Origin of the sequence: Neobacillus soli NBRC 102451 (assembly GCF_001591665.1) — a bacterium.
Taxonomy (GTDB): Bacteria; Bacillota; Bacilli; order Bacillales; family Cytobacillaceae; genus Neobacillus; species Neobacillus soli.
On the sequence record NZ_BCVI01000040.1, the window covers coordinates 88,885 to 114,802 of the forward strand.

At 39.4% G+C, this 25,918-nt stretch carries 22 protein-coding genes; all 22 read left to right on the top strand.

What is annotated here, in order from left to right; genetic code table 11:
* Nucleotides 1–74 precede the first annotated feature (74 nt).
* The gene (locus tag BSO02S_RS14840; RefSeq protein ID WP_066068712.1) at nucleotides 75–2,429 is read left to right on the top strand and encodes a DNA translocase FtsK; all 2,355 of its coding nucleotides are present in this window, start codon (nucleotides 75–77) and stop codon (nucleotides 2,427–2,429) included.
* Between the two features lie 370 nt (nucleotides 2,430–2,799).
* Nucleotides 2,800–3,525 (top strand): GntR family transcriptional regulator, encoded by a 726-nt coding sequence (locus tag BSO02S_RS14845; RefSeq protein WP_066068715.1) that lies wholly within the window; start codon nucleotides 2,800–2,802, stop codon nucleotides 3,523–3,525.
* An 87-nt stretch (nucleotides 3,526–3,612) separates the two neighbouring features.
* Complete coding sequence (locus BSO02S_RS14850) at nucleotides 3,613–4,698, top strand: BMP family lipoprotein (protein ID WP_066068718.1); 1,086 nt, start codon at nucleotides 3,613–3,615, stop codon at nucleotides 4,696–4,698.
* Between the two features lie 205 nt (nucleotides 4,699–4,903).
* Nucleotides 4,904–6,439, top strand: coding sequence for an ABC transporter ATP-binding protein (locus BSO02S_RS14855; protein ID WP_066068721.1), 1,536 nt, complete (start codon nucleotides 4,904–4,906; stop codon nucleotides 6,437–6,439).
* Nucleotides 6,432–7,475, top strand: a complete 1,044-nt coding sequence (locus tag BSO02S_RS14860; RefSeq protein ID WP_066068727.1) for an ABC transporter permease — start codon at nucleotides 6,432–6,434, stop codon at nucleotides 7,473–7,475. The genes BSO02S_RS14855 and BSO02S_RS14860 overlap by 8 nt, the downstream gene beginning before the upstream one ends.
* A gap of 73 nt (nucleotides 7,476–7,548) precedes the next feature.
* A complete protein-coding gene (locus BSO02S_RS14865; protein ID WP_066068794.1) occupies nucleotides 7,549–8,499 on the top strand; it encodes an ABC transporter permease in 951 nt (316 codons plus the stop codon).
* 186 nt (nucleotides 8,500–8,685) lie between these two features.
* Nucleotides 8,686–9,966, top strand: coding sequence for an EF-P 5-aminopentanol modification-associated protein YfmF (gene yfmF, locus BSO02S_RS14870; protein ID WP_066068728.1), 1,281 nt, complete (start codon nucleotides 8,686–8,688; stop codon nucleotides 9,964–9,966).
* The gene (yfmH, locus tag BSO02S_RS14875; RefSeq protein ID WP_066068731.1) at nucleotides 9,966–11,255 is read left to right on the top strand and encodes an EF-P 5-aminopentanol modification-associated protein YfmH; all 1,290 of its coding nucleotides are present in this window, start codon (nucleotides 9,966–9,968) and stop codon (nucleotides 11,253–11,255) included. The genes yfmF and yfmH overlap by 1 nt, the downstream gene beginning before the upstream one ends.
* Nucleotides 11,256–11,329: 74 nt before the next feature.
* A complete protein-coding gene (ymfI, locus tag BSO02S_RS14880) occupies nucleotides 11,330–12,052 on the top strand; it encodes an elongation factor P 5-aminopentanone reductase (RefSeq protein ID WP_066068734.1) in 723 nt (240 codons plus the stop codon).
* 77 nt (nucleotides 12,053–12,129) lie between these two features.
* Nucleotides 12,130–12,387: a DUF3243 domain-containing protein gene (locus BSO02S_RS14885; protein ID WP_066068736.1), complete on the top strand. Its 258-nt coding sequence runs from the start codon at nucleotides 12,130–12,132 to the stop codon at nucleotides 12,385–12,387.
* 162 nt (nucleotides 12,388–12,549) lie between these two features.
* On the top strand, nucleotides 12,550–13,341 hold the full coding sequence (locus BSO02S_RS14890; protein WP_066068739.1) for a DUF3388 domain-containing protein: 792 nt from the start codon (nucleotides 12,550–12,552) through the stop codon (nucleotides 13,339–13,341).
* Between the two features lie 20 nt (nucleotides 13,342–13,361).
* A complete protein-coding gene (locus BSO02S_RS14895; RefSeq protein ID WP_066068744.1) occupies nucleotides 13,362–14,261 on the top strand; it encodes a helix-turn-helix domain-containing protein in 900 nt (299 codons plus the stop codon).
* Nucleotides 14,262–14,311: 50 nt separating this feature from the next.
* Nucleotides 14,312–14,896 (top strand): CDP-diacylglycerol--glycerol-3-phosphate 3-phosphatidyltransferase, encoded by a 585-nt coding sequence (pgsA, locus tag BSO02S_RS14900; RefSeq protein WP_066068748.1) that lies wholly within the window; start codon nucleotides 14,312–14,314, stop codon nucleotides 14,894–14,896.
* Nucleotides 14,897–14,934: 38 nt separating this feature from the next.
* Entirely contained in the window at nucleotides 14,935–16,188 is a 1,254-nt protein-coding gene (locus BSO02S_RS14905; RefSeq protein ID WP_066068751.1) for a competence/damage-inducible protein A, read from the top strand.
* A 259-nt stretch (nucleotides 16,189–16,447) separates the two neighbouring features.
* Nucleotides 16,448–17,488, top strand: coding sequence for a recombinase RecA (recA, locus tag BSO02S_RS14910; RefSeq protein WP_066068754.1), 1,041 nt, complete (start codon nucleotides 16,448–16,450; stop codon nucleotides 17,486–17,488).
* Nucleotides 17,489–17,798: 310 nt separating this feature from the next.
* Entirely contained in the window at nucleotides 17,799–19,358 is a 1,560-nt protein-coding gene (gene rny, locus BSO02S_RS14915) for a ribonuclease Y (RefSeq protein ID WP_066068755.1), read from the top strand.
* A gap of 110 nt (nucleotides 19,359–19,468) precedes the next feature.
* The gene (locus BSO02S_RS14920) at nucleotides 19,469–20,266 is read left to right on the top strand and encodes a TIGR00282 family metallophosphoesterase (protein ID WP_066068758.1); all 798 of its coding nucleotides are present in this window, start codon (nucleotides 19,469–19,471) and stop codon (nucleotides 20,264–20,266) included.
* A gap of 150 nt (nucleotides 20,267–20,416) precedes the next feature.
* Nucleotides 20,417–20,677 carry a stage V sporulation protein SpoVS gene (gene spoVS, locus BSO02S_RS14925; RefSeq protein WP_066068761.1) on the top strand — a complete coding sequence of 87 codons (261 nt, stop codon included), beginning with the start codon at nucleotides 20,417–20,419 and terminating at the stop codon, nucleotides 20,675–20,677.
* A gap of 441 nt (nucleotides 20,678–21,118) precedes the next feature.
* A complete protein-coding gene (locus BSO02S_RS14930; protein WP_066068766.1) occupies nucleotides 21,119–22,855 on the top strand; it encodes a 2-oxoacid:acceptor oxidoreductase subunit alpha in 1,737 nt (578 codons plus the stop codon).
* Entirely contained in the window at nucleotides 22,856–23,722 is an 867-nt protein-coding gene (locus BSO02S_RS14935; protein ID WP_066068769.1) for a 2-oxoacid:ferredoxin oxidoreductase subunit beta, read from the top strand. It begins immediately after the preceding gene.
* A 196-nt stretch (nucleotides 23,723–23,918) separates the two neighbouring features.
* Nucleotides 23,919–25,463, top strand: a complete 1,545-nt coding sequence (miaB, locus tag BSO02S_RS14940; protein WP_066068773.1) for a tRNA (N6-isopentenyl adenosine(37)-C2)-methylthiotransferase MiaB — start codon at nucleotides 23,919–23,921, stop codon at nucleotides 25,461–25,463.
* Nucleotide 25,464: 1 nt separating this feature from the next.
* Nucleotides 25,465–25,917 carry a YlbF/YmcA family competence regulator gene (locus BSO02S_RS14945; RefSeq protein ID WP_066068776.1) on the top strand — a complete coding sequence of 151 codons (453 nt, stop codon included), beginning with the start codon at nucleotides 25,465–25,467 and terminating at the stop codon, nucleotides 25,915–25,917.
* The last annotated feature ends 1 nt before the right edge of the window (nucleotide 25,918 follow it).

Below are 25,918 nucleotides of genomic sequence, written 5' to 3' on the forward strand. Positions count from 1 at the left end.
TCCTTTTTACCTGTTTTATATTAAAGGTAAGAAATCTAGGTAATCTATCAAAACGAAATATACAAGGTGATCAGATGGCAAAAAAGAAAAGAAGGCAACCCAAAAAAAGGGACAACCATTTAAAACGTGCCGTACAATATGAATTATCGGCATTAGCTATTTTAGCATTAGCAATTATTTCGATAGCAAAGCTTGGGGCAGTTGGAAAGGCAACCGTTTTCTTCTTCCGTTTTTGGATGGGAGAATGGTATATGCTAAGTTTAATCGGTTTGGTCGTATTGAGTATTTATTTAATGTGGAAAAGGGAAATCCCTTTTTTCTTCCATATTAAATTAGTGGGCAGCTATTTTATTACGTCAGCAATCCTACTATTGAGTCATGTAACCCTTTTTCATTTGCTTACGAACAATGGAAATTTCAAAAATCCCAGTGTAATCGGAAATACATGGGAACTATTTAAGATGGAACTGAAAGGGGAAACTAGCACAAAAGACCTGGGCGGCGGTATGCTGGGAGCGGTGTTATTTGCTTTATTTCATTATCTATTCGCGGAAACAGGCACGAAAATTATTGCTTTTATCTTCATTCTAATTGGCATCATTTTGCTGACTGGTAAATCCTTTGGTGATTTCGTTGGTAAAATCATAATAACGTTAATTGACTTTTCCAAAAATCAATGGGCAGCATTTATGACGGATATGTCTGAATGGAGACAAAAACAGCAGGATCGTAAAAACGAAAGAACATCACATAAACAACAGGGACAAGAAAACCGTCAAATAGAAAGCATTCCAGTCATCAACACGAATCAGCACCCTATCCAAGAAGAAACTAGACTACCAGAACCGCTTATTTCAAGCTTTGCGGATAAAGCTTATGTTGATGAGATTCCAAAGGATAAGCGCCCAAAAGAAGAAGGAAAAGAAAGAAAAAAAGTGTCTGAAAAAGTCGTGGATGATAACACCCCGCCAATCACATTTACGGAAGTTGAAAATACTGCGTATGAATTGCCGCCGAAAAGGCTGCTAAAACTGCCGAAGCAAACCGATCAAAGCGGGGAATATGAGTTAATTAATAAGAATGCAGCCAAGCTCGAGCGGACTTTTCAAAGCTTTGGCGTTAAAGCCCGCGTAACACAAGTACATTTAGGACCTGCCGTAACAAAATATGAGGTTCATCCTGATGTAGGTGTAAAAGTAAGTAAAATTGTCAGTTTAAGTGATGACTTAGCATTAGCACTAGCTGCTAAAGATATTCGGATTGAAGCGCCAATCCCGGGAAAATCTGCGATAGGGATAGAGGTTCCTAATTCAGAAGTTGCAATGGTTTCCTTGCGTGAGGTACTAGATGCAACCCAAAATGACAAGCCTGAAGCAAAATTGTTAATTGGATTGGGCAGGGATATTACCGGTGAAGCTGTCCTTGCGGAATTGAATAAGATGCCCCATTTACTTGTCGCTGGTGCAACCGGCAGCGGGAAAAGCGTCTGCATAAATGGGATTATCACAAGTATATTAATGAGGGCGAAGCCGCACGAAGTTAAATTAATGATGATTGATCCGAAAATGGTTGAACTCAATGTTTATAATGGAATCCCCCACTTGCTTGCACCGGTTGTAACGGATGCGAAAAAGGCATCCCAAGCTTTGAAAAAGGTAGTAAGTGAAATGGAAAGGCGTTATGAATTATTCTCCTATACTGGAACACGTAATATTGAAGGCTATAATGACCATGTTAGGAGGCATAATCTGGAGGAAGACGACAAACAGCCCTTACTTCCATATATTGTTGTTATTGTCGATGAGTTAGCCGATTTAATGATGGTAGCCTCTTCAGATGTAGAAGATTCGATTACCCGCCTGGCTCAAATGGCCCGGGCAGCAGGAATTCACTTAATCATTGCTACGCAACGACCATCTGTGGATGTTATTACAGGGGTAATAAAAGCTAATATACCATCACGAATTGCTTTTGCAGTATCTAGTGCAACGGATTCAAGAACAATTCTGGATATGGGAGGAGCAGAAAAGCTCCTTGGTCGGGGTGACATGTTATTCTTACCAGTAGGGGAATCTAAACCTGTCCGTGTACAAGGTGCTTTCCTTTCAGACCAAGAAGTAGAGGATACAGTTGAATTTGTTATTTCCCAGCAAAAGGCACAATATCAAGAAGAGATGATCCCCGATGATATTCCTGAAGTTACTGGTGCGGTCGAAGATGATTTATATAATGATGCAGTAGAGTTGATTATTGAAATGCAGACAGCATCCGTTTCCATGTTACAAAGGCGCTTTCGAATAGGCTATACAAGAGCGGCCCGCCTAATTGACGAAATGGAGGCCCGCGGTATTGTCGGACCATACGAAGGAAGTAAACCGCGGGCTGTGTTGCAGACCACCCCTAAAGATAAAGAGGAACAAAGTTCATAGAAAAACGGGAGCGCCCGTTAAGCGAAGTTCACTAATATAATTTACTAAAAAAAGAGCCAACCGGCTCTTTTTTTTATACTAAATTTCGAAAAATTTGATACTATAGTAATAGGAGCTAAACGCCTGTATCAAAGAAAAGGTCCTAACTTTTTACCATAATACTCCATTTATTCATTTTCAATATTCAATTATAACAGATTTTTTCATAAAAATATCGTCGGCATTATGACTTTTTTTATCTTTAGACCTTTTTTCGACAAAATGTTGAAATCCTATTTATTTATCGGATAAAAAATGATAAGATAAATCTCGATTAGTAGGAATGATATCAGATGTCTGATGTCTTAGGAAAAAGGCTGGAGGAAACAGCATGTCAATTAAGTCAGATAGCCGGCATTTATATTTGCAAGTAATCGATCGGTTAAAGCAAGATATTGAAAAAGGGTTCTACAAAGAAAAAGAAAAGTTACCTTCAGAATTCGATCTTGCTAAACAACTGGGTGTAAGCAGGGCCACACTTCGGGAAGCATTACGCATACTTGAAGAGGAAAACGTTATCATAAGGCGCCATGGTGTTGGCACATTTGTTAACTCAAAGCCATTGTTTACTTCAGGGATTGAACAACTTAATAGTGTCACTGACATGATTGAACAGGCTGGAATGAAACCAGGAACAATTTTCCTAAGCTCATCAACGCAAGAACCCACCGAAGAGGATATTCGTCGTTTCTCATGTTCTACTAGTGAGGAAATTTTCGTGATGGAAAGGGTTAGAACCGCAAATGGGGAACCAGTCGTCTACTGTGTCGACAAGGTACCAGAACGCATATTGCCGGAAACATTCTCCCATAAAGAAGAATCCATTTTTCACATCTTAGATGTGGAGGCAAAGCGGAGAATTACATACGCGGTTGCTCAAATCGAGCCAATAGGCTATCATGAAAAGATTTCCCCAATTCTAGAATGTGAACCAGAAACCGCTTTGTTAGTTTTAAAACAAATGCATTTCGATGAAATGGATGAACCTGTTTTATTTTCGGTAAATTATTTTAAAGCAGACAAGTTTAGTTTTCATGTATTAAGGAAAAGAATTTAATTTATTTTTATCCTTTTTGAAAACGCAACCAGACCTGCTTTTTATCATTTCTACTAAATCAACAATATTCATAGGGGGTACAATACCATGAAAAAGCATAAAATTGGAATGGCACTATCACTAGTTCTTGCTGCTGGAACACTTTTAGGTGCTTGTGGAAAAAGTGATGATACAACCAAAGACCAAGCTAAGGGTGGAGACAAAGAAAAAACTACTTTCTCTGTAGCAATGGTTACTGATGTCGGTGGTGTTGATGACAAATCATTCAACCAATCCGCTTGGGAAGGTCTTCAAGGATTTGGTAAAGATAACGGTTTGGAAAAAGGAAAAGGCGGCTATGATTACCTTCAGTCCACTTCTGACGCAGATTACACTACAAACTTAAATACACTTGCACGTCAAGGTTTTAACTTAGTTTATGGTATCGGCTTCCTAATGCATGATGCTGTCGATGGAATTGCAAAGCAACAACCAAAAACAAATTTTGCCATCGTCGATGATGAAGTAAAACAGCCAAACGTAGCAAGTGTTCTTTTCAAAGAGCAAGAAGCGGCATTCCTTGCGGGTGTAGCGGCAGCTCTTACTACAAAATCTAATCATATCGGTTTCATTGGCGGTATGGAAATCCCTGTTATTGAACGTTTTGAATCCGGTTTCTTAGCTGGCGTTAAAGCTGCAAAACCAGAAGCTAAAGTTGATGTTCAATATTCAGGTGCATTCGACAAGGCTGAGCTTGGTCAAACGATTGCTTCTAAAATGTATTCTTCAGGTGCAGACGTAGTATTCCACGCAGCCGGAGCTACAGGAAACGGTTTATTTAAAGAAGCGGGTGACTTAAAGAAAAAAGATCCATCACGTGAAATTTGGGCAATTGGTGTAGACCGTGACCAAAATGACATGGGTCCTGATGTTGTTCTAACTTCTGCAATGAAACGCGTTGACGTTGCTGTTAAAGACCTTTCTACAAAAGCAAAAGATGGGAAATTCCCAGGTGGAGAAACTGCTATCTATGGCTTGCATGAAGATGGTGTTGGTTTAGCTCCTGTAAACAGCAAGGCACCGAACAAAGATGCAATTGATAAAGCTGTTAAAGAATGGGTTGAAAAGATTAAATCAGGTGACGTAAAAGTTCCTGGAACTCGTGATGAATTAAAAACATTTAGCGCAAAATAATTTTAATAAGGAATAAGCAGGATAGTTTACCTGCCTGCTTATTCCATCTTAATGAAAGCTTAACTGAAGTGTAGAATAAATATTCTACTTTTCATTTAAGATTTTAGTGGGGAGAAATTCCCTGTTTTTTTAAAATTCAAAAGGTCTGACCTCTTACTACTATTGGTCATAATTTCCTTTTATCTTGTTGCAGGGAGTGGAAAAAATGGAATATGTAATTGAAATGCTCAACATTCGTAAGGAATTTGGCGGCTTCGTCGCGAATGATAACATTACCCTCCAGTTAAAAAAGGGAGAAATTCATGCATTGCTTGGCGAAAATGGTGCGGGAAAATCCACTTTAATGAATGTGCTATTCGGATTATACCAGCCAGAACAAGGTGAAATTCGTGTAAAGGGGAAACCTGTACACATTTCAAACCCTAACATTGCCAACGATCTTGGAATCGGAATGGTTCATCAGCATTTTATGCTTGTTGACAAGTTTACGGTTACGGAGAACATTATCTTAGGTAAAGAAATTACCTCTGGAGGACAAATAAATCTTAAAAAGGCAGAAAAAGAGGTCCGGGATATTTCTGAGCGTTATGGATTGGCTGTTGACCCACAAGCGAGAATTTCGGATATTACAGTTGGAATGCAGCAACGGGTAGAAATATTAAAAACACTTTACCGTGGTGCTGAGATTTTGATTTTCGACGAACCAACTGCCGTATTAACACCGCAAGAAATAAAAGAACTTATACAAATTATGAAAACACTTATTAAAGAAGGTAAATCAATTATTTTAATTACCCATAAATTGAAAGAAATTATGGAAGTTGCGGACCGTTGTACGGTTATTCGAAAAGGAAAAGGGATTGGAACCGTTAATGTAAGCGAAACGAACCCCAATGAATTGGCAAGTCTTATGGTTGGCCGTGAGGTTGATTTTAAAACAGAAAAGATACAAGCTTCTCCGAAACATGATGTTTTAGATATTAAAGACTTGATAGTAAAGGATTCACGTGGAGTTTCAGCGGTAAGGGGATTAAATTTAACCGTTCGTGCAGGAGAAATTGTAGGTATTGCTGGTATAGATGGAAATGGGCAATCAGAATTTATTGAAGCCATTACTGGATTAAGAAAAGCAGAAAAAGGCAGTATAAAGCTGAATGGGAAAGAGCTTTTTGGACTTCCTTCTCGGAAAATCACCGAAGCTGGGATTGGCCATATTCCTCAAGATCGGCATAAGCATGGGTTAGTTTTAAATTACCCAATCGGAGAGAACATGGTTTTGCAAACCTATTATAAAAAGCCATTTTCAAAAACAGGTATATTAAATTTTAAGGAAATTTACAATAAAGCAAGAACATTAATTAAAGAGTTTGACGTTCGGACACCTAGTGAATATACGTTGGCGCGTGCTCTTTCTGGCGGTAATCAACAAAAAGCAATCATTGGCCGAGAAGTGGACAGGAACCCTGATTTACTTATTGCTGCCCAACCGACACGTGGTCTGGATGTTGGTGCAATTGAGTTTATTCATAAACGTTTAATTGAACAACGTGACAATGGTAAAGCTGTTTTACTAGTGTCTTTCGAACTTGATGAGATTATGAATGTCAGCGATCGGATTGCTGTTATTTATGAAGGTCAAATTGTTGCCGTCGTCAACCCAAAAGAAACGAGTGAGCAAGAGCTCGGGTTGTTGATGGCAGGCTCGAATCGAAAAGAAGCGGGGGAAGGAACACATGTCTAAACGCTTAATCAATTTATTAACACCTATTTTTGCTGTATTGTTAGGAATAATCCTTGGAACCATTATCATGCTAGTGAGCGGCTATAATCCAGTGGATGCATTTATAGCCTTAGGGCAAGGAGCCTTTGGGGATGTGTATCAAACTGGTGAGGTCGTTAGGCAGGTAACCCCATATATTTTGGCTGGTCTTGCCGTTGCCTTTGCCTTTCGGGTTGGTTTATTTAACATTGGGGTTGAAGGACAATTTATCGTTGGCTGGCTGGCGGCTGTATGGGTAGGGGTTACTTTTGAGCTGCCTACAATCATTCACATACCGCTGGCTATATTAGCAGCAATGCTGGCTGGGGGCCTTTGGGCATTCATACCAGGCCTTTTAAAAGCACGTTTTCGTGTTCATGAGGTTATTGTTACCATCATGATGAACTATATTGCTTTGCATGTCGTGAACTATATTGTTAATACGAAAATGAACCAAGGTTCATCAAAAACTGGGAAAATTCATGAAACAGCGTCATTACGTTCTGAATGGCTGTCAAATCTAACAACGGGTTCTTCGATCCACTGGGGAATTATCATTGCAATTATTTGCTGTTTTATCATGTGGTTCCTATTAGAAAAGACAACTAGAGGATTTGAATTACGTGCTGTCGGTTTTAATCAGGATGCTGCACATTATGCTGGTATGAGTGTAAATAAAAATATTATTCTTTCCATGGTTATTTCCGGATGTTTTGCCGGAATCGCCGGTGCAATGGAAGGGTTAGGAACATTTGGCTATATGGCTGTTCAAGGCGGATTTACTGGTGTCGGATTTAACGGGATCGCCGTTGCCTTATTAGGTGGAAATACAGCGATTGGAGTATTTTTCGCAGCGTTATTGTTTGGTATTTTAAAAATTGGTGCCTTGTCGATGCCGCTTGCGGGGGTACCAAAGGAATTAGTTGATATCATTATTGCATTGATTGTATTCTTCGTTGCAGCAAGCTATATGATAAGAATAGTTCTTGAACGATTTAGCAAAAAGGGGGTGAAGTAAGGTGAGTGAATTATTATTTTCTTTATCACACACTGTACTTGCAACAGCAAATGCTCATGAAGGCTTAAGCTTGATGAAAATATTAATGATTGTTGTTCCATCCGCATTGTTGTGGGCAGCACCACTGGTCTTCACTTCATTAGGAGGAGTTTTCTCTGAACGGTCCGGGGTTGTAAATATCGGACTTGAAGGGTTAATGGTTATTGGAGCATTTTCAGCAATCGTATTTAACTTAACATTTGTGGATACATTTGGCAGTGCAACACCGTGGGTTGCATTATTGGTGGCCATGGTAGCCGGTGCCTTATTCTCGATTCTGCATGCCGTCGCTGCAATTACCTTCCGTGCGGATCATACAGTTTCCGGGGTAGCTATTAATTTGCTTGCTGTTGGTCTTACTATGTTCCTTGTCAAATTAATCTATAATAAAGGTGAAACAGATATTATTAAGCAAGGCTTTAGTAAAATTGATATACCAATTCTTAAAGATATACCTGTTCTTGGGAAAATCTTTTTCCAAAACACGTACTGGACTTCTTTTGTTGCTATTTTTGTTGCTTTCATTGCCTGGTACGTTATTTATAAAACTCCATTTGGCCTGCGACTTCGCTCTGTAGGTGAACATCCAATGGCAGCTGATACCATGGGTATTAATGTAACGAAGATGCGTTATTTAGGTGTTATTATCTCTGGTGCACTTGGCGGTATTGGCGGTGGTGTTTATGCACAATCAATTTCCTCCAACTTTAACCATGCCACTATCAGTGGTCAAGGCTTCATGGCGTTAGCTGCCATGATATTTGGTAAATGGCATCCGCTGGGAGCAATGGGCGCAGCATTATTCTTTGGTTTTGCTCAAAGTATCAGTATTATTGGATCCAGCTTGCCTTTCTTAAGCAATATTCCAAATGTCTATTTGTTTATTGCACCATATGTATTAACCATTTTAGCTCTTACTGGCTTTATCGGCCGTGCCGAAGCTCCAAAAGCAGATGGCGTACACTATATTAAGGGTAGCAGATAAGACTAATCCTAGAACCCCCGGTTACCGGGGGTTTTATTTTGCGTTAAAAAGGGGTAATTGCTTGTATTGAACAAGCTTGTCAAATTATAGTATGAAGTATAGGTTTAATCCCGATGGAAAAGATATAAAGAAAAATGGTTACATATTGTTAATGTGAGACCCTTTATTAGTTAAGGAGGAATGTAAATGGACGATGCTGCAGAAAAAATAACAGAAATGCAGGGGTATAAACTCCATGTGATTGAAACAGATAAATACAAAACGAATACATTTGTTTGGAAAATGAAGGCGCCTTTAACTAAGGAAGACGTAACCAAAAGGGCGCTTCTACCTCAAGTAATGCAAAGCAGCTCAGCAAAATACGCTTCAACCACGGCACTTCGTTCCTATCTGGATGAATTGTACGGTGCGATGTTTTATGTTGATTTAGCCAAAAAGGGAGAATACCATATCATCAGTTTCACGTTGGAAATTGCCAATGAAAAATTCTTGAGCGATCCTAGCCCATTATTAAAAAAGGGTTTTGAATTATTAACAGAAATTTTGACCCGTCCTAATATCAATGGAACTGCATTTGACCATGAAACGGTAGAAAAAGAAAAGCGGACACTTAAATCTAGAATTCAATCCGTCTTTGACGATAAAATGCGCTACTCCAGTGTGCGGCTGATTACAGAAATGTGTAAGGGCGAGCCATATGCCTTAGAGGTAAATGGCGAGGCCGCTGATGTGGATACGATTAATCCTGAAAATTTATACGAGTATTTTCAAAAGGCTTTTTTAGAAGATGAAATGGACCTTTATGTCATTGGTGATGTGAACGAAGAAGAAGTAAAAAATCTCGCTGGAGAGCTTCTCAAGTTTGAAAGTAGAAAACCGAAAGAAATAATTAAACAAGAAGGAAACAGAAATGTACAGGTTAATGAAGTAAAAGAGGAACAAGATATTAAGCAAGGGAAATTAAATATCGGTTATCGAACAAATATCGTTTATGGTGACGAAGATTATTTTGCCCTTCAGGTTTTTAATGGCATCTTCGGAGGTTTTTCACATTCTAAGTTATTTATAAATGTGAGAGAAAAAGCCAGCCTTGCTTATTATGCGGCCAGCCGTCTAGAAAGCCACAAAGGATTGATGATGGTGATGTCGGGGATTGATTTAAAAAACTATGATCAGGCGGTAGGAATTATTCATGAGCAAATGGAAGCAATGGGAAAAGGGGATTTCACCGATCAAGAGTTAGCGCAAACAAAAGCAGTCATTCAAAATCAGATGCTTGAAACATTGGATACGACAAGAGGTATTACCGAAGTTCTTTATCATAATGTTGTCGCGAAAACCGATATTAATATTGAAACATGGCTAAATGAAATGCAAAACACAACGAAGGAAGAAATTGTTGCTGTTGCCAATAAAATAGCCCTTGATACGATTTATTTCTTAACGGGAACGGAGGGTGGCCAATAATGGAGACGATTAGCTTTGAGCAGCTTCAGGAAGAGCTTTACCATGAAAAATTGCCTAATGGATTAAATGTCTATATTTTGCCAAAGAAAGGCTTTAATAAAACGTATGCCACCTTTACGACAAAGTATGGATCTGTAGACAATACCTTTGTTCCATTGGGAAAAGACGAGTATGTCAAGGTACCTGATGGGATTGCCCACTTTTTAGAGCATAAACTTTTTGAAAAGGAAGATGGCGATGTCTTTCAGCAATTTAGCCGGCAAGGAGCTTCTGCGAATGCCTTTACATCATTTACCCGAACAGCCTATTTATTTTCAAGTACATCTGATGTGGAAAAAAACCTAGAAACACTGATTGATTTTGTTCAAGAGCCTTATTTTTCCGAAAAAACTGTTGAAAAGGAAAAAGGGATCATCGGCCAAGAAATTACCATGTATGAGGATAATGCTGATTGGCGCTTATATTTTGGATTAATCCAAAACTTATATCAAAATCATCCAGTAAAAATCGATATTGCCGGGACAATCGAGTCCATTTCACATATTACCAAAGAATGGCTTTATGAGTGTTACAATACCTTTTACCATCCGAGCAATATGCTGTTATTTATTGTTGGGCCTGTTGAACCTGAAAAGATTATGAATCAGGTAAGAGACAACCAGTCAAAGAAGGAATATAAGGACCAACCTGAAATTAAACGTAAATTTGAGGCAGAGCCTGCGCAAGCTGCGGAAAAGAAGCAAGTGCTTGAAATGAATGTCCAGACATCTAAATCCCTTGTTGGCATTAAAGCGCTTCACGTCGATCAAAGCGGCACAGATTTATTGAAAAGTGAGCTGACCATGAATGTACTGCTCGATTTATTGTTTGGTAAAAGCTCGGAAAATTATAATCAACTCTATAATGAAGGCCTTATCGATGAAACCTTTTCGTATGATTACACGCAGGAACAAGGTTTTGGCTTTGCAATGATTGGCGGAGATACAAGTGAACCGAGCAAACTTGCTGAAAAGCTTGAGAGAATGCTTTTAGATGCAAAAAACAAAAACGGATTTAGTGAGGAACAATTAGAAAGAGCAAAAAAGAAGAAAATAGGCGGTTTTTTACGGGCTGTAAATTCACCTGAATATATAGCCAATCAATTTACCCGTTATGCGTTTAATGAAATGAACCTTTTTGATGTCGTTCCCACCCTAGAAAAGATTACCTTAATGGATATTCAATCACTTGCCGCTGAAGTTATTTCCGAAGAACGCTTTTCAGTTTGCCAAGTCGTTCCTAAGAAATAGTAGAAACAGAAATTAGAGAAGCGCCGCTTACCTCGGCGCTTTTTCTCCGTATTGCTTAGAGAGAGAGTGGGAAAATGAAGAAATATGCACTGATAACAGGAGCAAGCGGCGGGATTGGGCAAGCGATTGCCTGTAACTTAGCCGCAAAGGGATACAATCTTTATTTACATTACAATAAAAATGAGCAGTCCATTAAAGGTTTAATGAGCAAACTTCAGTCCTATGGCGGTGAGTATGTGCCGATTCATGCTGATTTGGCAGATCTAAATGGATACAAAGCACTTTGTTCACAAATCTTTTCTTTAGATGCCATCATCCATTGCGGCGGAAACAGTCATTATGGCCTTCTTGTCGATTTAACTCATGAAGAAGCAGCATCTTTATTGAACGTTCACGTTTTAAGCCCTTTAATGATGACAAAAGAACTGCTTCCGAAATTACTTAATAAGGGCACAGGTAATATTGTTGTGGTTACATCTATTTGGGGTCAAACAGGTGCTGCCTGTGAGGTTGCTTATTCAACAGCAAAGGGCGCACAGATCTCCTTTGTTAAGGCGCTAAGTAAAGAAACAGCGTTAAATGGGATACGTGTTAATGCGATTGCCCCAGGCGCTGTAGCCACCCCAATGATGGATGGTTTTACGAAAGAGGAAGTGGACCAGATTTCTTTTGAAATTCCGATGGGCAGACTTGGTCTCCCCGAAGAAATAGCGAGTGGAGTCGCCTTTTTGTTGTCCGATGAGTCCTCCTATATTACCGGACAAGTCCTAGCCATAAATGGCGGCTGGTATACATAAATTTCTTAAATTCTTTTGTATAGTTCAAGTGTATTCTTCGCAAAATAACCTTGTACTATTCTAAAGGAGGTAATACAATGTCTGTTTTAGATAACTGGAAACAATGGGAGGACTTTCTAGCTGATCGTCTCCATCATGCTCAAAATGAAGGTATGAGTGAGGGCGCCGTTAGTAACCTGGCCTTTCAAATTGGCGATTATTTAGCAAACCAAGTGGAGCCTAAAAATGAACAAGAGAGAATTCTTTCTGATCTCTGGTCCGTTGCGGACAAACAAGAACAGCAGGCTATTGCGAATATTATGGTTAAACTTATTCAAAATAATGGTGGCAGCTAAAAGAGAGGAGGAATCTCCTCTCTTTTTATATTCCAAAATGCAGATCAATCCTGATAAATGACGGATTATCTTTGTTTTTACTTTCATCTTCATTGAAAATCATTTATTATAAAGTTTAGATATAGATAGGTGAAAAAAATGTCGAAACTTCTTTAGGGGGGTATCATGAAAAAAGAATGGTATTTAGAATATGAGATTCAAAAAAACCGTCCGGGTTTACTAGGCGACATTTCGTCCCTCTTGGGAATGCTTTCTATTAATATTGTTACAATTAATGGCGTCGATGAAGGAAGACGCGGCTTGCTCATTTTAGCAAAAGATGATGACCAAATTAAACGATTAGAGTCAATTTTACATACGATGGATACAATAAAACTAATCAAACTTAGAGAGCCGAAGCTGCGCGACAGACTTGCAGTCAGACACGGGCGATATATTCAAAGGGACGCCGATGACAAAAAGACCTTCCGTTTTGTGAGGGATGAGCTTGGATTATTAGTTGATTTTATGGCAGAATTATTTAAACAAGAGGGACATAAGCTGATTGGTATTCGTGGAATGCCGCGTGTTGGCAAAACAGAATCGCTTGTGGCAGCAAGTGTTTGTGCAAATAAACGCTGGTTATTTGTTTCTTCCACCCTTCTAAAACAAACCATTCGAAATCAGCTGATTGAAGATGAATACAACGAAAATAATTTGTTTATTCTTGATGGAATTGTTTCAACAAGACGAGCAAACGAGCGTCACTGGCAGCTTGTAAGAGAGATCATGCGTTTGCCTTCTGTTAAAGTAGTGGAGCACCCTGATATTTTCGTGCAAAACTCGGAGTACACACTTGATGATTTTGATTATATCATCGAGTTAAGGAACGACGCTGAAGAAATCATTACATATGACGTTGTCGAACAAAATAATTTATTCTCCGGGTCTGATTTTGGAGATTTTGATTTTTAAAAAATTGGAAGGTGTTACAAGTGACTGAATTAGGGAATCGACTTAAGGAAGCCCGAGAAGCAAATGGATTAAGCTTGGATGATGTACAAATCTTGACAAAGATTCAAAAACGCTATTTAACTGGCATTGAAGAGGGAAACTATTCCAGTATGCCGGGTAATTTTTATGTGCGGGCCTTTATCAAGCAGTATGCAGAGGCTCTAAGCCTCAATCCCGATGAAATTTTTGAAACCTATAAAAACGAAATCCCTGCCAGCTATAATGAGGAATTACCGCAGCAATTATCAAGAGTGAAAACACACAAAACGATTACGGAAGGAAATTCAAAAATCTTTGATGTCCTCCCCAAAATATTAATAGCTGTTTTTGTGATTGGCGTAGCCAGTATTGTCTATTATTTTGTTTATAACCATGCGGGAAGTAATTCCAATGACGCTGCAAGTCAAGGAAATGATCCAGTAAAACTTTTTACCAATGAAAAAGCAGAAGACGCTAAAGCAAATGATAAAAAGAATGACACCAATAAAGAAAAAGAGAATCTAAAGCAGGAGGAGAAACAGACTCCAATTGTAGAAACACCGAAACAAGAGTTGGCGGGAGTCCAAAGCGGTGGAAATAATTCTACCTATACCTTAAAAAACGCCGATAAATTTGTTGTGAAATTGGTTTCAAAAGGACAAACTTGGGTTAGTATTAAAAATGGCAAGGGGAAATCCTTCTTTCAGGGGACACTTTCAACTGCTCCTAGTGCCACCGATAGCCATACAGAAGATTTATCTGCAGAAAGCATGGCTGCCATTAGGATTGGTAACGCGGCGGATACTGAAATTTATGTGAATGACGAAAAGCTTGAGTACGCAGTGCCAGCGACTGCAAATGTTCAGAACATAAAGATTCAATATGTTCTGAAAAACGAATAGTCATCAGTTGATGGCTATTTTCGCTTTCAATAATTACACGGAGGAAGATTATGAATATTCCAAACAGAATAACAGTATCAAGAATACTATTAATTCCCATATTCTTGATTATTATGCTGGCACCCTTCGAATGGGGCAGTATGCATCTTCTTGGGACAGACCTTCCAGTTACCCATTTTGTCGGAGCGTTGATTTTTATTATCGCCTCGTCAACCGATTGGGTTGATGGTCATTATGCCCGAAAATATAACCTAGTCACTAATATGGGGAAATTCCTTGATCCGCTTGCCGATAAATTGCTCGTCTCGGCGGCACTGATTGTTCTTGTTGAGCTTAATGATGTCTATGCACCATCATGGATCGTCATTGCTATTATTAGCCGAGAGTTTGCGGTAACGGGTCTGCGCCTTTTGCTTGCAGGTGAAGGTGAAGTTGTCGCAGCTAACATGCTTGGCAAAATTAAAACATGGACGCAGATTATCGCCATTTCAGTGCTTTTGTTACATAATATTATTTTTGCAATGATTCCATTTCGATTTGATGTTCTGTCATTATGGGTAGCCTTATTTTTTACGGTATGGTCTGGCTGGGATTATTTTGCGAAAAATAGTCACGTCCTAAAGAATTCAAAATAAGCTTAATTTTACTTTGTTATCAAAGGGGGGTAATTGGGATGAACGCTGAGATTATTGCTGTTGGTTCAGAATTATTGCTTGGACAAATTGTTAATACGAATGCCCGTTTTTTGTCCCAGCAACTAGCCGGACTTGGCATTGATGTATATTTTCATACGGTTGTTGGCGATAATCCTGACAGACTTAAGTCAGCCATTGATATCGCTGAAAAACGGGCAAAAATCATTATTTTTACTGGCGGACTTGGCCCAACGAAGGATGATTTGACAAAGGAAACGATTGCACGTCACCTTGGAAAAGAACTCGTCATGGACGAAATGGCATTAGCATCGATTGAGCTCTTTTTCAGGCGGACAAACCGGGTTATGACGGAAAACAACCGAAAGCAGGCGCTGGTGTTAGAAGGCTCACATATTCTTCCTAATGACCATGGGATGGCTCCTGGGATGGCGCTGGTGAGCGCTGAACATACCTTTATGCTTTTACCAGGACCGCCTAAGGAAATGGAACCAATGTTCCTTCAGTACGGTGCAAAGGCGCTTGCAGACCATCATCAGGCTAACGAGAAAATTGTCTCGAGAGTGTTACGTTTTTTTGGAATTGGTGAAGCTGCACTGGAAACGGAAATTATCGATTTAATTGATGCGCAAACCAATCCAACGATTGCTCCGCTTGCAGGTGATGGAGAGGTTACTTTAAGGCTGACCGCAAAAAATAAGGATGAAGATAAGGCACATGCCATGCTTGATGAGGTGGAAAATACGATAAATCAGCGTGTCGGCCCATTTTTTTATGGCTATGACAACACATCGCTGTTGGAAGAGTTGACGAAAAGTTTAAAAGAAAGAAACGTAACGATTACGGCAGCCGAGAGTTTAACAGGAGGGTTATTTCAAACGGAAATAACGTCCATTCCTGGTGCCAGTGCCTTCTATAAAGGCGGGGTTGTTTGTTATTCGAATGATGTAAAAAAGCAGATATTACAAGTGAACCAAGAAACGCTTGAAAAATATGGCGCTGTAAGTGAACAATGTGCAATAGAGCTGGCAGAAAATGCAGCAAGGCTCTTCAAAACCGATATTGGGATTAGTTTCACCGGCGTTGCAGGTCCGGAAGAGCTAGAAGGCAACCCCGTCGGAACTGTTTATATTGGGATAGCTATCAAGGGAAAACCCTCGATTGTCGAAAAACTTACCCTTGGTGGAACGAGGGAAGCAAACCGGAACCGTGCCGTGAAATATGGCTGCTATTTCCTGCTTCGACATTTAAAAGAGTCACAGAATACTATTTAGTATTCTGTGATTTTTTTTATTAATGGAAGAAATCTGAAAAAGGGGGAAACCAACCTTTTTCGGACAGTAATATCTTGAAAAAATACAAAAGGCTGGGGGAACTTCACGTTATTGCATTAATAATGTTCGGAAACAAATCGAATGGACGTTCGTTTTTTTACTCGACAAATAAACGAAAAAAGGTTATATTATTAATAGGTTTTAATTTGATAGATTGTGGCAATTAGCTTTTGTTTATATATAAAGGAGGAAATGATTCGTGAGTGATCGTAAAGCGGCCCTAGAGATGGCGTTAAAGCAAATCGAAAAGCAATTTGGTAAAGGCTCCGTCATGAAAATGGGAGAAAAAACGGATACGAGGATTTTAACGAGCCCGAGTGGCTCTTTAGCACTTGATGCAGCACTTGGAGTGGGTGGATATCCGAAAGGTCGTATTATCGAAGTTTATGGCCCTGAGAGCTCTGGTAAAACAACGGTAGCCTTGCATGCGATTGCTGAAGTCCAAGCAAATGGCGGACAAGCAGCATTTATTGATGCAGAACATGCCCTTGACCCAACGTATGCTCAAAAATTGGGTGTTAATATTGATGAGTTATTATTATCACAGCCTGATACGGGTGAACAAGCGCTTGAAATCGCCGAAGCATTAGTACGAAGTGGTGCAATTGATATTATTGTAGTCGACTCAGTAGCAGCATTAGTTCCAAAAGCGGAAATTGAAGGCGAAATGGGAGATTCTCATATGGGTTTACAAGCTCGCTTGATGTCTCAAGCACTTCGTAAACTATCTGGAGCCATTAACAAGTCTAAGACAATCGCTATCTTTATTAACCAAATCCGTGAAAAAATTGGAGTTATGTTTGGGAACCCCGAAACCACACCTGGTGGTCGTGCACTAAAGTTTTATTCAACAGTCCGTATTGAAGTACGCCGTTCGGAAGCGTTGAAGCAAGGAACTGAAATAGTGGGGAATAAAACAAAAATTAAAATTGTAAAGAATAAGGTTGCTCCGCCATTTCGTACTGCGGAGGTAGATATAATGTATGGTGTAGGGATTTCTAAGGAAGGCGAGATTATTGATCTAGGCTCCGACTTAGATATCGTTCAAAAGAGCGGTTCATGGTATTCTTATAACGATGTAAGAATTGGTCAAGGCCGTGAAAACGCAAAGCTGTACTTAAAGGAAAACCCACATATTCGCCTCGAAATTCAATCGAAAATCCGTGAGCATTATGGTTTAGATGGCGAAAAAATAGTTACCGAAACCGATGACGATGAACATTTTGAATTAATTGATTAAAGAAAAAGAGCAAAGCCAAATTATGGTTTTGCTCTTTTTATCAAAATGTATATTAACACAATTATTTTTATTAATATACATTTTAATCAAGCCATTACATGATTAAATAATGTCCAATTCTAAATATTTCAAAAAGCTTATTGGACTAAGCCTTGACAATGAATATTCCCCCCTTTACAATTAACATGTATATTTTACATTTTTGGTAATATTACAATGCGAAAAGCCCTGGTGCTTGCTGTATGTTGAGTCTAAACATGCCGACACTTAAAAAACGTAACAAAAGTTCATAGCAAGAGGAGGTGTAACGATGGACCTAATAACAATCGCCTCCATTTTGCTTGGCCTTATCGTCGGTGCCGTTGTTGGCTATTTTGTTCATAAATCCATTGCTGATGCAAAAGTAGCAGGAGCAAAGAATGCTGCTGAGCAGATTCTTGAAGATGCTAAACGTGATGCTGATTCATTAAAAAAAGAAGCTTTGCTGGAAGCAAAGGATGAAATTCACAAGCTTCGGACAGAAGCAGAACGTGAAGTTCGTGAACGAAGAAATGAAATGCAAAAACAAGAAAACCGTTTACTGCAAAGAGAAGAGAATTTAGATCGAAAAGAGGAGACGTTAAATAAGCGTGAAAATCTTTTAGATAAGAAGGAAGATTCTCTAACCCAAAGACAACAGCATATTGAAGAGATGGAAAGCAAAGTGGACGAGTTGGTAAGGAAACAAAAAACTGAACTCGAACGAATTTCGAGCTTAACACGCGAGGAAGCTAAGTCGATCATTATTGACAAAATGGAGCAGGAACTCACCCATGATACAGCGATAATGATTAAGGAAAGCGAAAACCGTGCGAAAGAGGAAGCCGACAAGAAAGCGAAAGAAATCCTTTCGCTGGCAATCCAGCGTTGCGCTGCTGACCATGTGGCGGAAACGACTGTATCTGTCGTCAACCTTCCAAATGACGAAATGAAGGGCCGGATTATTGGCCGTGAAGGACGAAATATCCGTACGCTTGAAACGCTAACAGGAATTGATTTGATTATTGATGATACTCCTGAAGCTGTTATTCTATCAGGATTCGACCCTATTCGTCGGGAAACAGCCCGTTTGGCACTTGAGAAGTTAGTCCAAGACGGTCGAATCCATCCAGCACGAATTGAGGAAATGGTAGAAAAATCACGCCGCGAAGTGGATGAGTATATCCGTGAAGTTGGTGAGCAAACCACATTTGAAGTGGGTGTTCATGGACTCCATCCGGATCTTATCAAAATTCTTGGCCGCTTGAAGTTCCGTACAAGCTACGGACAAAACGTATTAAAGCATTCAGTAGAAGTGGCACAGCTTTCGGGCTTACTTGCTGCCGAACTTGGTCAAGACGAAACACTAGCTCGTCGTGCAGGTCTTCTCCATGATATTGGTAAAGCAATTGACCATGAAGTAGAAGGAAGCCACGTCGAAATCGGGGTAGAACTTGCTACAAAATACAAGGAACATCCAGTAGTAATCAATAGTATTGCATCACACCATGGAGATACAGAGCCGACATCTATAATCGCTGTTCTAGTCGCAGCAGCTGACGCTTTATCAGCTGCAAGACCTGGTGCACGAAGTGAGACACTTGAGAACTATATCCGTCGTTTAGAAAAGCTGGAAGAGATTTCAGAGTCTTATGAAGGTGTTGAGAAATCCTTTGCTATCCAGGCAGGACGTGAGGTGCGTATTATCGTAAGACCAGATGCGGTTGATGATCTTGCTGCACATCGATTAGCACGCGATATTCGTAAGCGTATTGAAGAAGAACTTGATTATCCAGGGCACATTAAAGTGACAGTCATTCGTGAGACACGGGCTGTAGAATACGCAAAATAAAGCGGTGCGAAAGCACCGCTTTATTTATTGGAAATACGCTAATGATTAAATCGAGGCGAAATGTGATACAATTTAAACTAAATTAATTTTTCAATATGAAAGGGAAGAAAATGAATCTACTTTTTATCGGTGATGTCGTCGGTTCACCGGGCCGTGACATGGTTAAGGAATATTTACCTAAATTAAAAGAAAAGTATCGCCCGCATTTTACCATTATAAATGGAGAAAATGCGGCAGGCGGGAAGGGGATTACAGAAAAAATCTATCGAGAATTTTTGGGATATGGGGCACAAGCTGTTACACTGGGAAATCATACTTGGGATAATCGAGAAATTTTTGAATTTATCGATACTGCGAAAAATATGGTAAGACCAGCAAATTTTCCGGAGGGAACTCCAGGTAAAGGTTTGGCTTTTTTCAAAATTAACGATTTAGAAGTTGCGGTCATAAATCTGCAGGGCCGGACATTTATGGCTCCATTGGATTGCCCTTTTAGAAAGGCCGATGAATTAGTTGAAATTGCCAAGGCAAGAACCCCATTTATTTTTGTTGACTTTCACGCAGAAGTTACAAGTGAAAAGCAGGCGATGGGGTGGTATTTGGATGGAAGAGTTTCAGCCGTTGTTGGGACCCATACGCATGTCCAAACAGCAGACAATAGAGTATTACCAGGCGGCACGGGGTATTTATCTGATGTGGGCATGACAGGGCCGTATGATGGCATTCTTGGTGTGGAGAGAGAAGCAGTCCTTAAAAGGTTTCTAACTAGCCTGCCAGTCCGTTTTGAGGTTCCGACATCAGGAAGAAATCAGTTAAGTGCTGTGGTTATAGAACTAGATCGTAAAACAGGTTTTACCAAAAAGATGATGCCATTATTAATAAATGATGACCATCCGTTTTACAGTTAAAAAACCTTCCATTGGAAGGTTTTTTACTTTTTTTGTCCAAGCCGGAATATGTCTTTTCGCAACTGAATATAGTAGCAGTGGAATGTTATAACCTGATTTGTTCATGAAACTGCTCATGCGGAATCGGGATTTTCTAAGGAGGAGCTAGAAATGGATATATTAAAAGTTTCAGCAAAATCTAATCCTAATTCTGTAGCTGGTGCGCTTGCGGGGGTTCTGCGTGAAAGAGGTACAGCAGAGATACAGGCGATTGGTGCGGGTGCATTAAATCAAGCCGTTAAGGCAGTAGCGATTGCTCGAGGATTTGTGGCACCTAGTGGAGTTGATTTGATCTGTGTCCCAGCGTTTACCGATATTTTAATTGACGGAGAAGAACGCACAGCTATAAAGTTAATTGTAGAACCTCGTTGAAAGAGATAGATTATTTACACGGGTATATACAAAAAGGAATTTATCCTGCCTGCTTGTTTTATACAAGCGGGTTTTTTGGTTATTAAAATACTATTTTGATATATAAGAAAGCGTTAAAAAGTATTTAAATAAAATGGCGAAAAAAAAGGAAAAACAGCGGTAGAATGTATTTAAAAGCAAGTATTTGATTGGTTTTTCCTGAAGGGAAAATCACTAATTCTAAATAATAAAAAAATATTCATATTTTAGACAAAAATTTACTCTAAAGGGTTGCAATTTTTTGTGCATAGGTCTAGAATTGTAAGCGTTTAGTACATATCCTTGTTCAAATCTTTTAGCCTTTAAAGCGTTAACATGGAGGTTAGAGATTTACTTGGAAAAGTGCTACACTTAGAAATGATTCAAACTACTTATTTTTTACATATCCAAAGGGGTGTAGTCATGATCAATCAACTTTCGTGGAAAGTTGGCGGACAACAAGGGGAAGGTATTGAAAGTACTGGGGAAATCTTTGCTATCGCACTGAATCGCCTAGGATATTACCTGTATGGTTATCGTCACTTTTCATCACGTATTAAAGGCGGCCATACAAACAATAAAATCAGAGTAAGTACGACAGAAGTTCGTTCTATTTCTGATGATCTCGATATCCTTGTAGCGTTTGACCAAGAAACTATTGATGTAAATTACAAAGAGCTTCATAGCAAAGGCGTAATCCTTGCTGACTCCAAATTCAATCCAAAGAAACCAGAAGATACAGAAGCATCATTGTATTCGGTTCCATTTACCGAGATTGCTACTGAATTGGGAACTTCTTTAATGAAAAACATGGTTGCAATCGGGGCAACTTCTGCGGTATTAGACTTAGATATTCATGTATTTGAAGTAGTAGTTCGTGAGATTTTTGGCAAAAAGGGCGACAAAGTTGTTGCGAAAAACATGGAAGCCATCCAAGCTGGCTTTGATTATATGAAAGAAAAAATGGATGCAAATGTTCCAACCATGGTCCTTGAAAAAGCAGATGGTAAACGCCGCATGTTTATGATTGGAAATGATGCGATTGCCTTAGGTGCACTTGCTGCCGGCTGCCGTTTCATGGCGGCATATCCAATCACACCTGCTTCAGATATCATGGAATATTTGATTAAGAAATTACCTGCTGTTGGTGGGACGGTTATTCAAACAGAAGATGAAATCGCAGCTGCGACAATGACCATTGGCGCAAGCTACGGCGGTGTTCGGGCAATTACAGCATCTTCAGGTCCTGGCTTATCATTGAAAATGGAAGCAATTGGACTAGCTGGTATTACAGAAACACCGCTTGTTATTGTTGACACACAACGCGGTGGTCCATCAACTGGTTTACCAACCAAACAAGAGCAGTCAGACTTAATGGCAATGATTTATGGTACACATGGTGAAATTCCGAAAATCGTTATGGCTCCAAGTACTGTACAAGAGGCTTTCTATGATACTGCTGAAGCGTTCAACCTTGCTGAAGAGTATCAATGTCCTGTCATTGTTTTATCCGATCTTCAACTATCTTTAGGAAAACAAACAGTAGAACCACTGGATGTTTCTAAAGTTGAAATTAGACGTGGTAAATTAGTAACTGAAGAACTTCCTGAAATTGAAAACAAAGGCTATTTCAAGCGCTATGAAGTAACAGAGGATGGTGTTTCACCTCGTTCGATTCCTGGAATGAAAAATGGTATTCACCATGTTACAGGTGTTGAGCACGCTGAAACTGGTAAACCGTCTGAATCTGCAGCAAACCGGAATGCGCAAATGGATAAACGTTTCCGTAAGGTTGAAAATATCCGCTTTAACACACCTGTTTATAAAAATGCACCACATGAGGATGCAGATTTATTAATCGTTGGATTTAACTCAACTCGCGGAGCAATCGAAGAAGCAATGACTCGCTTAGAAAAAGACGGCTTGAAAGTAAATCATGCACAAATTCGCTTAATTCATCCATTCCCATCGGACGAAGTACTTCCACTTGTTCGTTCTGCGAAAAAAGTAATTGTAGTGGAAAACAATGCAACTGGACAATTAGCGAATATTATGAAAATGAATGTCGGTCATGCAGAAAAAATTACTAAATATCTTAAATATGATGGAAATCCATTCCTGCCTCACGAAGTTCATTCAAAATGTAAGGAGTTGTTCTAAATGGCCACTTTTAAAGACTTTCGAAATGATGTAAAACCGAACTGGTGCCCTGGCTGTGGCGACTTCTCCGTACAAGCGGCAATGCAGCGTGCGGCGGCAAATGTTGGTTTATTACCGGAAAATTTAGCAGTAATTTCCGGGATTGGTTGTTCTGGACGGATCTCTGGTTATATCAATGCCTATGGCTTCCACGGAATCCATGGACGTTCACTACCGATTGCCCAAGGTGTAAAAATGGCTAATCGCGATTTAACTGTTATCGCTTCTGGTGGTGACGGTGACGGATATGCCATCGGGATGGGACATACGATTCATGCGATTCGCCGTAATGTAGATATTACTTATATCGTTATGGATAACCAAATTTATGGTTTAACAAAGGGACAAACATCTCCACGTTCGGCAGTTGGATTTAAAACAAAATCTACACCGATGGGATCTATCGAACAATCGATTTCCCCGATGGAATTGGCATTAACAGTTGGCGCAACATTTGTTGCACAAAGTTTTTCAACAGATTTAAAAGACCTGACTGCCTTAATTGAAGCTGGTTTAAATCACAAAGGTTTCTCTTTAATTAATGTATTCAGCCCATGTGTAACCTATAATAAGGTTAACACCTATGATTGGTTTAAAGAAAACCTAACGAAGCTAAGTGATGTTGAAGGTTATGATGCATCTAACCGTGAAATGGCGATGCAGACATTAATGAAGCATAACGGCTTAGTTACTGGCCTAATTTACCAAAACACGGAGCGTCCTTCTTATCAAGAGTTACTTACTGATTACTCTGAAGAACCGTTGGTAGATTCAGACCTAAACCTTGATCAAGCACACTTCGATAAATTAGTTGCCGAGTTTATGTAAATAAGAAATCCAAAATCCCGAGGAATTCATAGTTCCCCGGGATTTTTTATTGTCTTCAAACAGGTAAACCTTTATACTATAGTAATGTGCAGATAAAGAATATTGCTCCAAATCTTTATTGAGCACACGAAAAATATCATAATTAAATCTAAAAAAGCTACTATGTTATTTTAAAAGAAAGGGGTTTTATGAACAAATGAATGAAGAGCAACGATTAGAAGGTCAACAAGTAGAGTCTGCTAATTCTTCGGACAAAAAATCCGCCAAGGATTACAGCAAATACTTTGAACAAGTAATTACAGCACCTTCATTAACAGAAGCAAAAAAACGCGGAAAAGAAGAAGTGAAATATCATAATGATTTTGCGATTTCTGAAGAATTCCGCGGCATGGGCGAGGGTCGTAAGTTTTATATTCGGACGTATGGCTGTCAAATGAACGAACATGATACAGAAGTTATGGCAGGGATATTTTTAGCATTAGGATATGAACCTACCGACAGTGTGACGAATGCTAACGTCATTTTATTAAATACGTGTGCCATTCGTGAGAACGCTGAGAACAAAGTGTTCGGTGAACTTGGTCATTTAAAATCCCTAAAATTGGAACGACCTGACTTACTTATTGGTGTTTGTGGATGTATGTCCCAGGAAGAATCCGTAGTCAATAAGATTCTAAAAACCTATCATCAGGTTGATATGATTTTTGGTACCCATAATATTCACCGCTTACCAAATATTTTGCATGAAGCATATATGTCAAAGGAAATGGTTGTTGAGGTATGGTCGAAGGAAGGCGATGTTATTGAGAACCTTCCAAAAGTACGCCGTGGCAAGATTAAAGCATGGGTCAACATTATGTATGGCTGTGATAAATTCTGTACGTACTGTATTGTACCTTTCACGCGTGGGAAGGAACGAAGCCGTCGGCCTGAGGAAATTATCCAGGAAGTACGTCAGCTGGCAGCACAGGGCTACAAGGAAGTCACACTGCTTGGTCAAAACGTAAATGCTTATGGGAAAGACTTAGAGGGCGTTAATTACGGACTTGGCGAGCTAATGGATGATTTACGCAAAATTGATATACCAAGGATTCGTTTTACAACCAGCCATCCGCGTGACTTTGACGATCGTCTGATTGAAGTTCTTGCTAAAGGTGGAAACCTAATGGATCATATCCATTTGCCAGTTCAATCTGGTTCGACAGATGTATTAAAAATTATGGCTCGTAAGTATACAAGAGAACAATATTTAGAGCTTGTTAGAAAAATAAAAGCGGCCATTCCTAATGTCGCTTTAACAACCGATATTATTGTGGGTTACCCAAACGAAACGGACAAACAGTTTGAAGAGACCATGTCACTCTATCGTGAAGTGGGTTATGAATTAGCATATACATTTATTTACTCCCCAAGGGAAGGTACTCCTGCAGCAAAAATGGAGGATAATGTTCCGTTAGAAGTGAAGAAAGAACGATTGCAGCGTTTAAATGCGCTTGTTAATGAAATGTCATTAGAAGCAATGAAAAAACATGAAGGTCAAATTGTTGATGTTCTTGTCGAAGGGGAGAGTAAGAACAACCCTGACGTCCTTGCTGGGTACACATCAAAGAGTAAGCTAGTAAACTTTGTGGCTCCAAAAACAGCGATTGGAAAAATTGTGAAAGTAAAAATTACCCAAGCAAAAACATGGTCATTAAACGGAGAAATGGTTGAAGAATTAGAACCAGTAGAGGTGCAGTAAAGTGGCAAACTATACAAAAGACGATATCGTTGCACGTGCTGTGGATTTAGCACGCATGATTGCCGAGACAGATGAAGTGGATTTTTTCAAACGAGCAGAAGCTCAATTAAATGATAATAAAAAAGTTCATACAATGATTGCTGACATTAAAGGATTGCAAAAACAGGCCGTCAACCTGCAGCATTACGGAAAACCGGAAGCGTTGAAAAAGGTAGAAGATAAAATTACTTCTATAGAGCAAGAGTTGGATGAAATTCCTGTCGTTCAGGATTTCAAACAATCACAATTGGAAGTGAATGAATTACTTCAGATCATTGCTTCAACCATTTCTAATACCGTAACTGATGAAATTATTATTTCTACAGGTGGAGATGTATTGTTGGGTGAGACAGGCTCTGGCATGAAAAATGGCGGAGAGGCTTGTGAAGGCCACGACGATTGCGATCACGAATGAG

Bases quoted from the DNA above. Each gene is read 5' to 3' on its own strand.
- pgsA (WP_066068748.1), top strand. From the start codon at position 14,312: ATGAATATTCCAAACAGAATAACAGTATCAAGAATACTATTAATTCCC.
- BSO02S_RS14930 (WP_066068766.1), top strand. From the start codon at position 21,119: ATGATCAATCAACTTTCGTGGAAAGTTGGCGGACAACAAGGGGAAGGT.
- BSO02S_RS14920 (WP_066068758.1), top strand. From the start codon at position 19,469: ATGAATCTACTTTTTATCGGTGATGTCGTCGGTTCACCGGGCCGTGAC.
- miaB (WP_066068773.1), top strand. From the start codon at position 23,919: ATGAATGAAGAGCAACGATTAGAAGGTCAACAAGTAGAGTCTGCTAAT.
- yfmH (WP_066068731.1), top strand. From the start codon at position 9,966: ATGGAGACGATTAGCTTTGAGCAGCTTCAGGAAGAGCTTTACCATGAA.
- yfmF (WP_066068728.1), top strand. From the start codon at position 8,686: ATGGACGATGCTGCAGAAAAAATAACAGAAATGCAGGGGTATAAACTC.
- BSO02S_RS14905 (WP_066068751.1), top strand. From the start codon at position 14,935: ATGAACGCTGAGATTATTGCTGTTGGTTCAGAATTATTGCTTGGACAA.
- rny (WP_066068755.1), top strand. From the start codon at position 17,799: ATGGACCTAATAACAATCGCCTCCATTTTGCTTGGCCTTATCGTCGGT.
- BSO02S_RS14860 (WP_066068727.1), top strand. From the start codon at position 6,432: ATGTCTAAACGCTTAATCAATTTATTAACACCTATTTTTGCTGTATTG.
- BSO02S_RS14845 (WP_066068715.1), top strand. From the start codon at position 2,800: ATGTCAATTAAGTCAGATAGCCGGCATTTATATTTGCAAGTAATCGAT.
- BSO02S_RS14850 (WP_066068718.1), top strand. From the start codon at position 3,613: ATGAAAAAGCATAAAATTGGAATGGCACTATCACTAGTTCTTGCTGCT.
- BSO02S_RS14855 (WP_066068721.1), top strand. From the start codon at position 4,904: ATGGAATATGTAATTGAAATGCTCAACATTCGTAAGGAATTTGGCGGC.
- BSO02S_RS14935 (WP_066068769.1), top strand. From the start codon at position 22,856: ATGGCCACTTTTAAAGACTTTCGAAATGATGTAAAACCGAACTGGTGC.
- spoVS (WP_066068761.1), top strand. From the start codon at position 20,417: ATGGATATATTAAAAGTTTCAGCAAAATCTAATCCTAATTCTGTAGCT.
- BSO02S_RS14865 (WP_066068794.1), top strand. From the start codon at position 7,549: ATGAAAATATTAATGATTGTTGTTCCATCCGCATTGTTGTGGGCAGCA.
- ymfI (WP_066068734.1), top strand. From the start codon at position 11,330: ATGAAGAAATATGCACTGATAACAGGAGCAAGCGGCGGGATTGGGCAA.
- BSO02S_RS14840 (WP_066068712.1), top strand. From the start codon at position 75: ATGGCAAAAAAGAAAAGAAGGCAACCCAAAAAAAGGGACAACCATTTA.
- BSO02S_RS14885 (WP_066068736.1), top strand. From the start codon at position 12,130: ATGTCTGTTTTAGATAACTGGAAACAATGGGAGGACTTTCTAGCTGAT.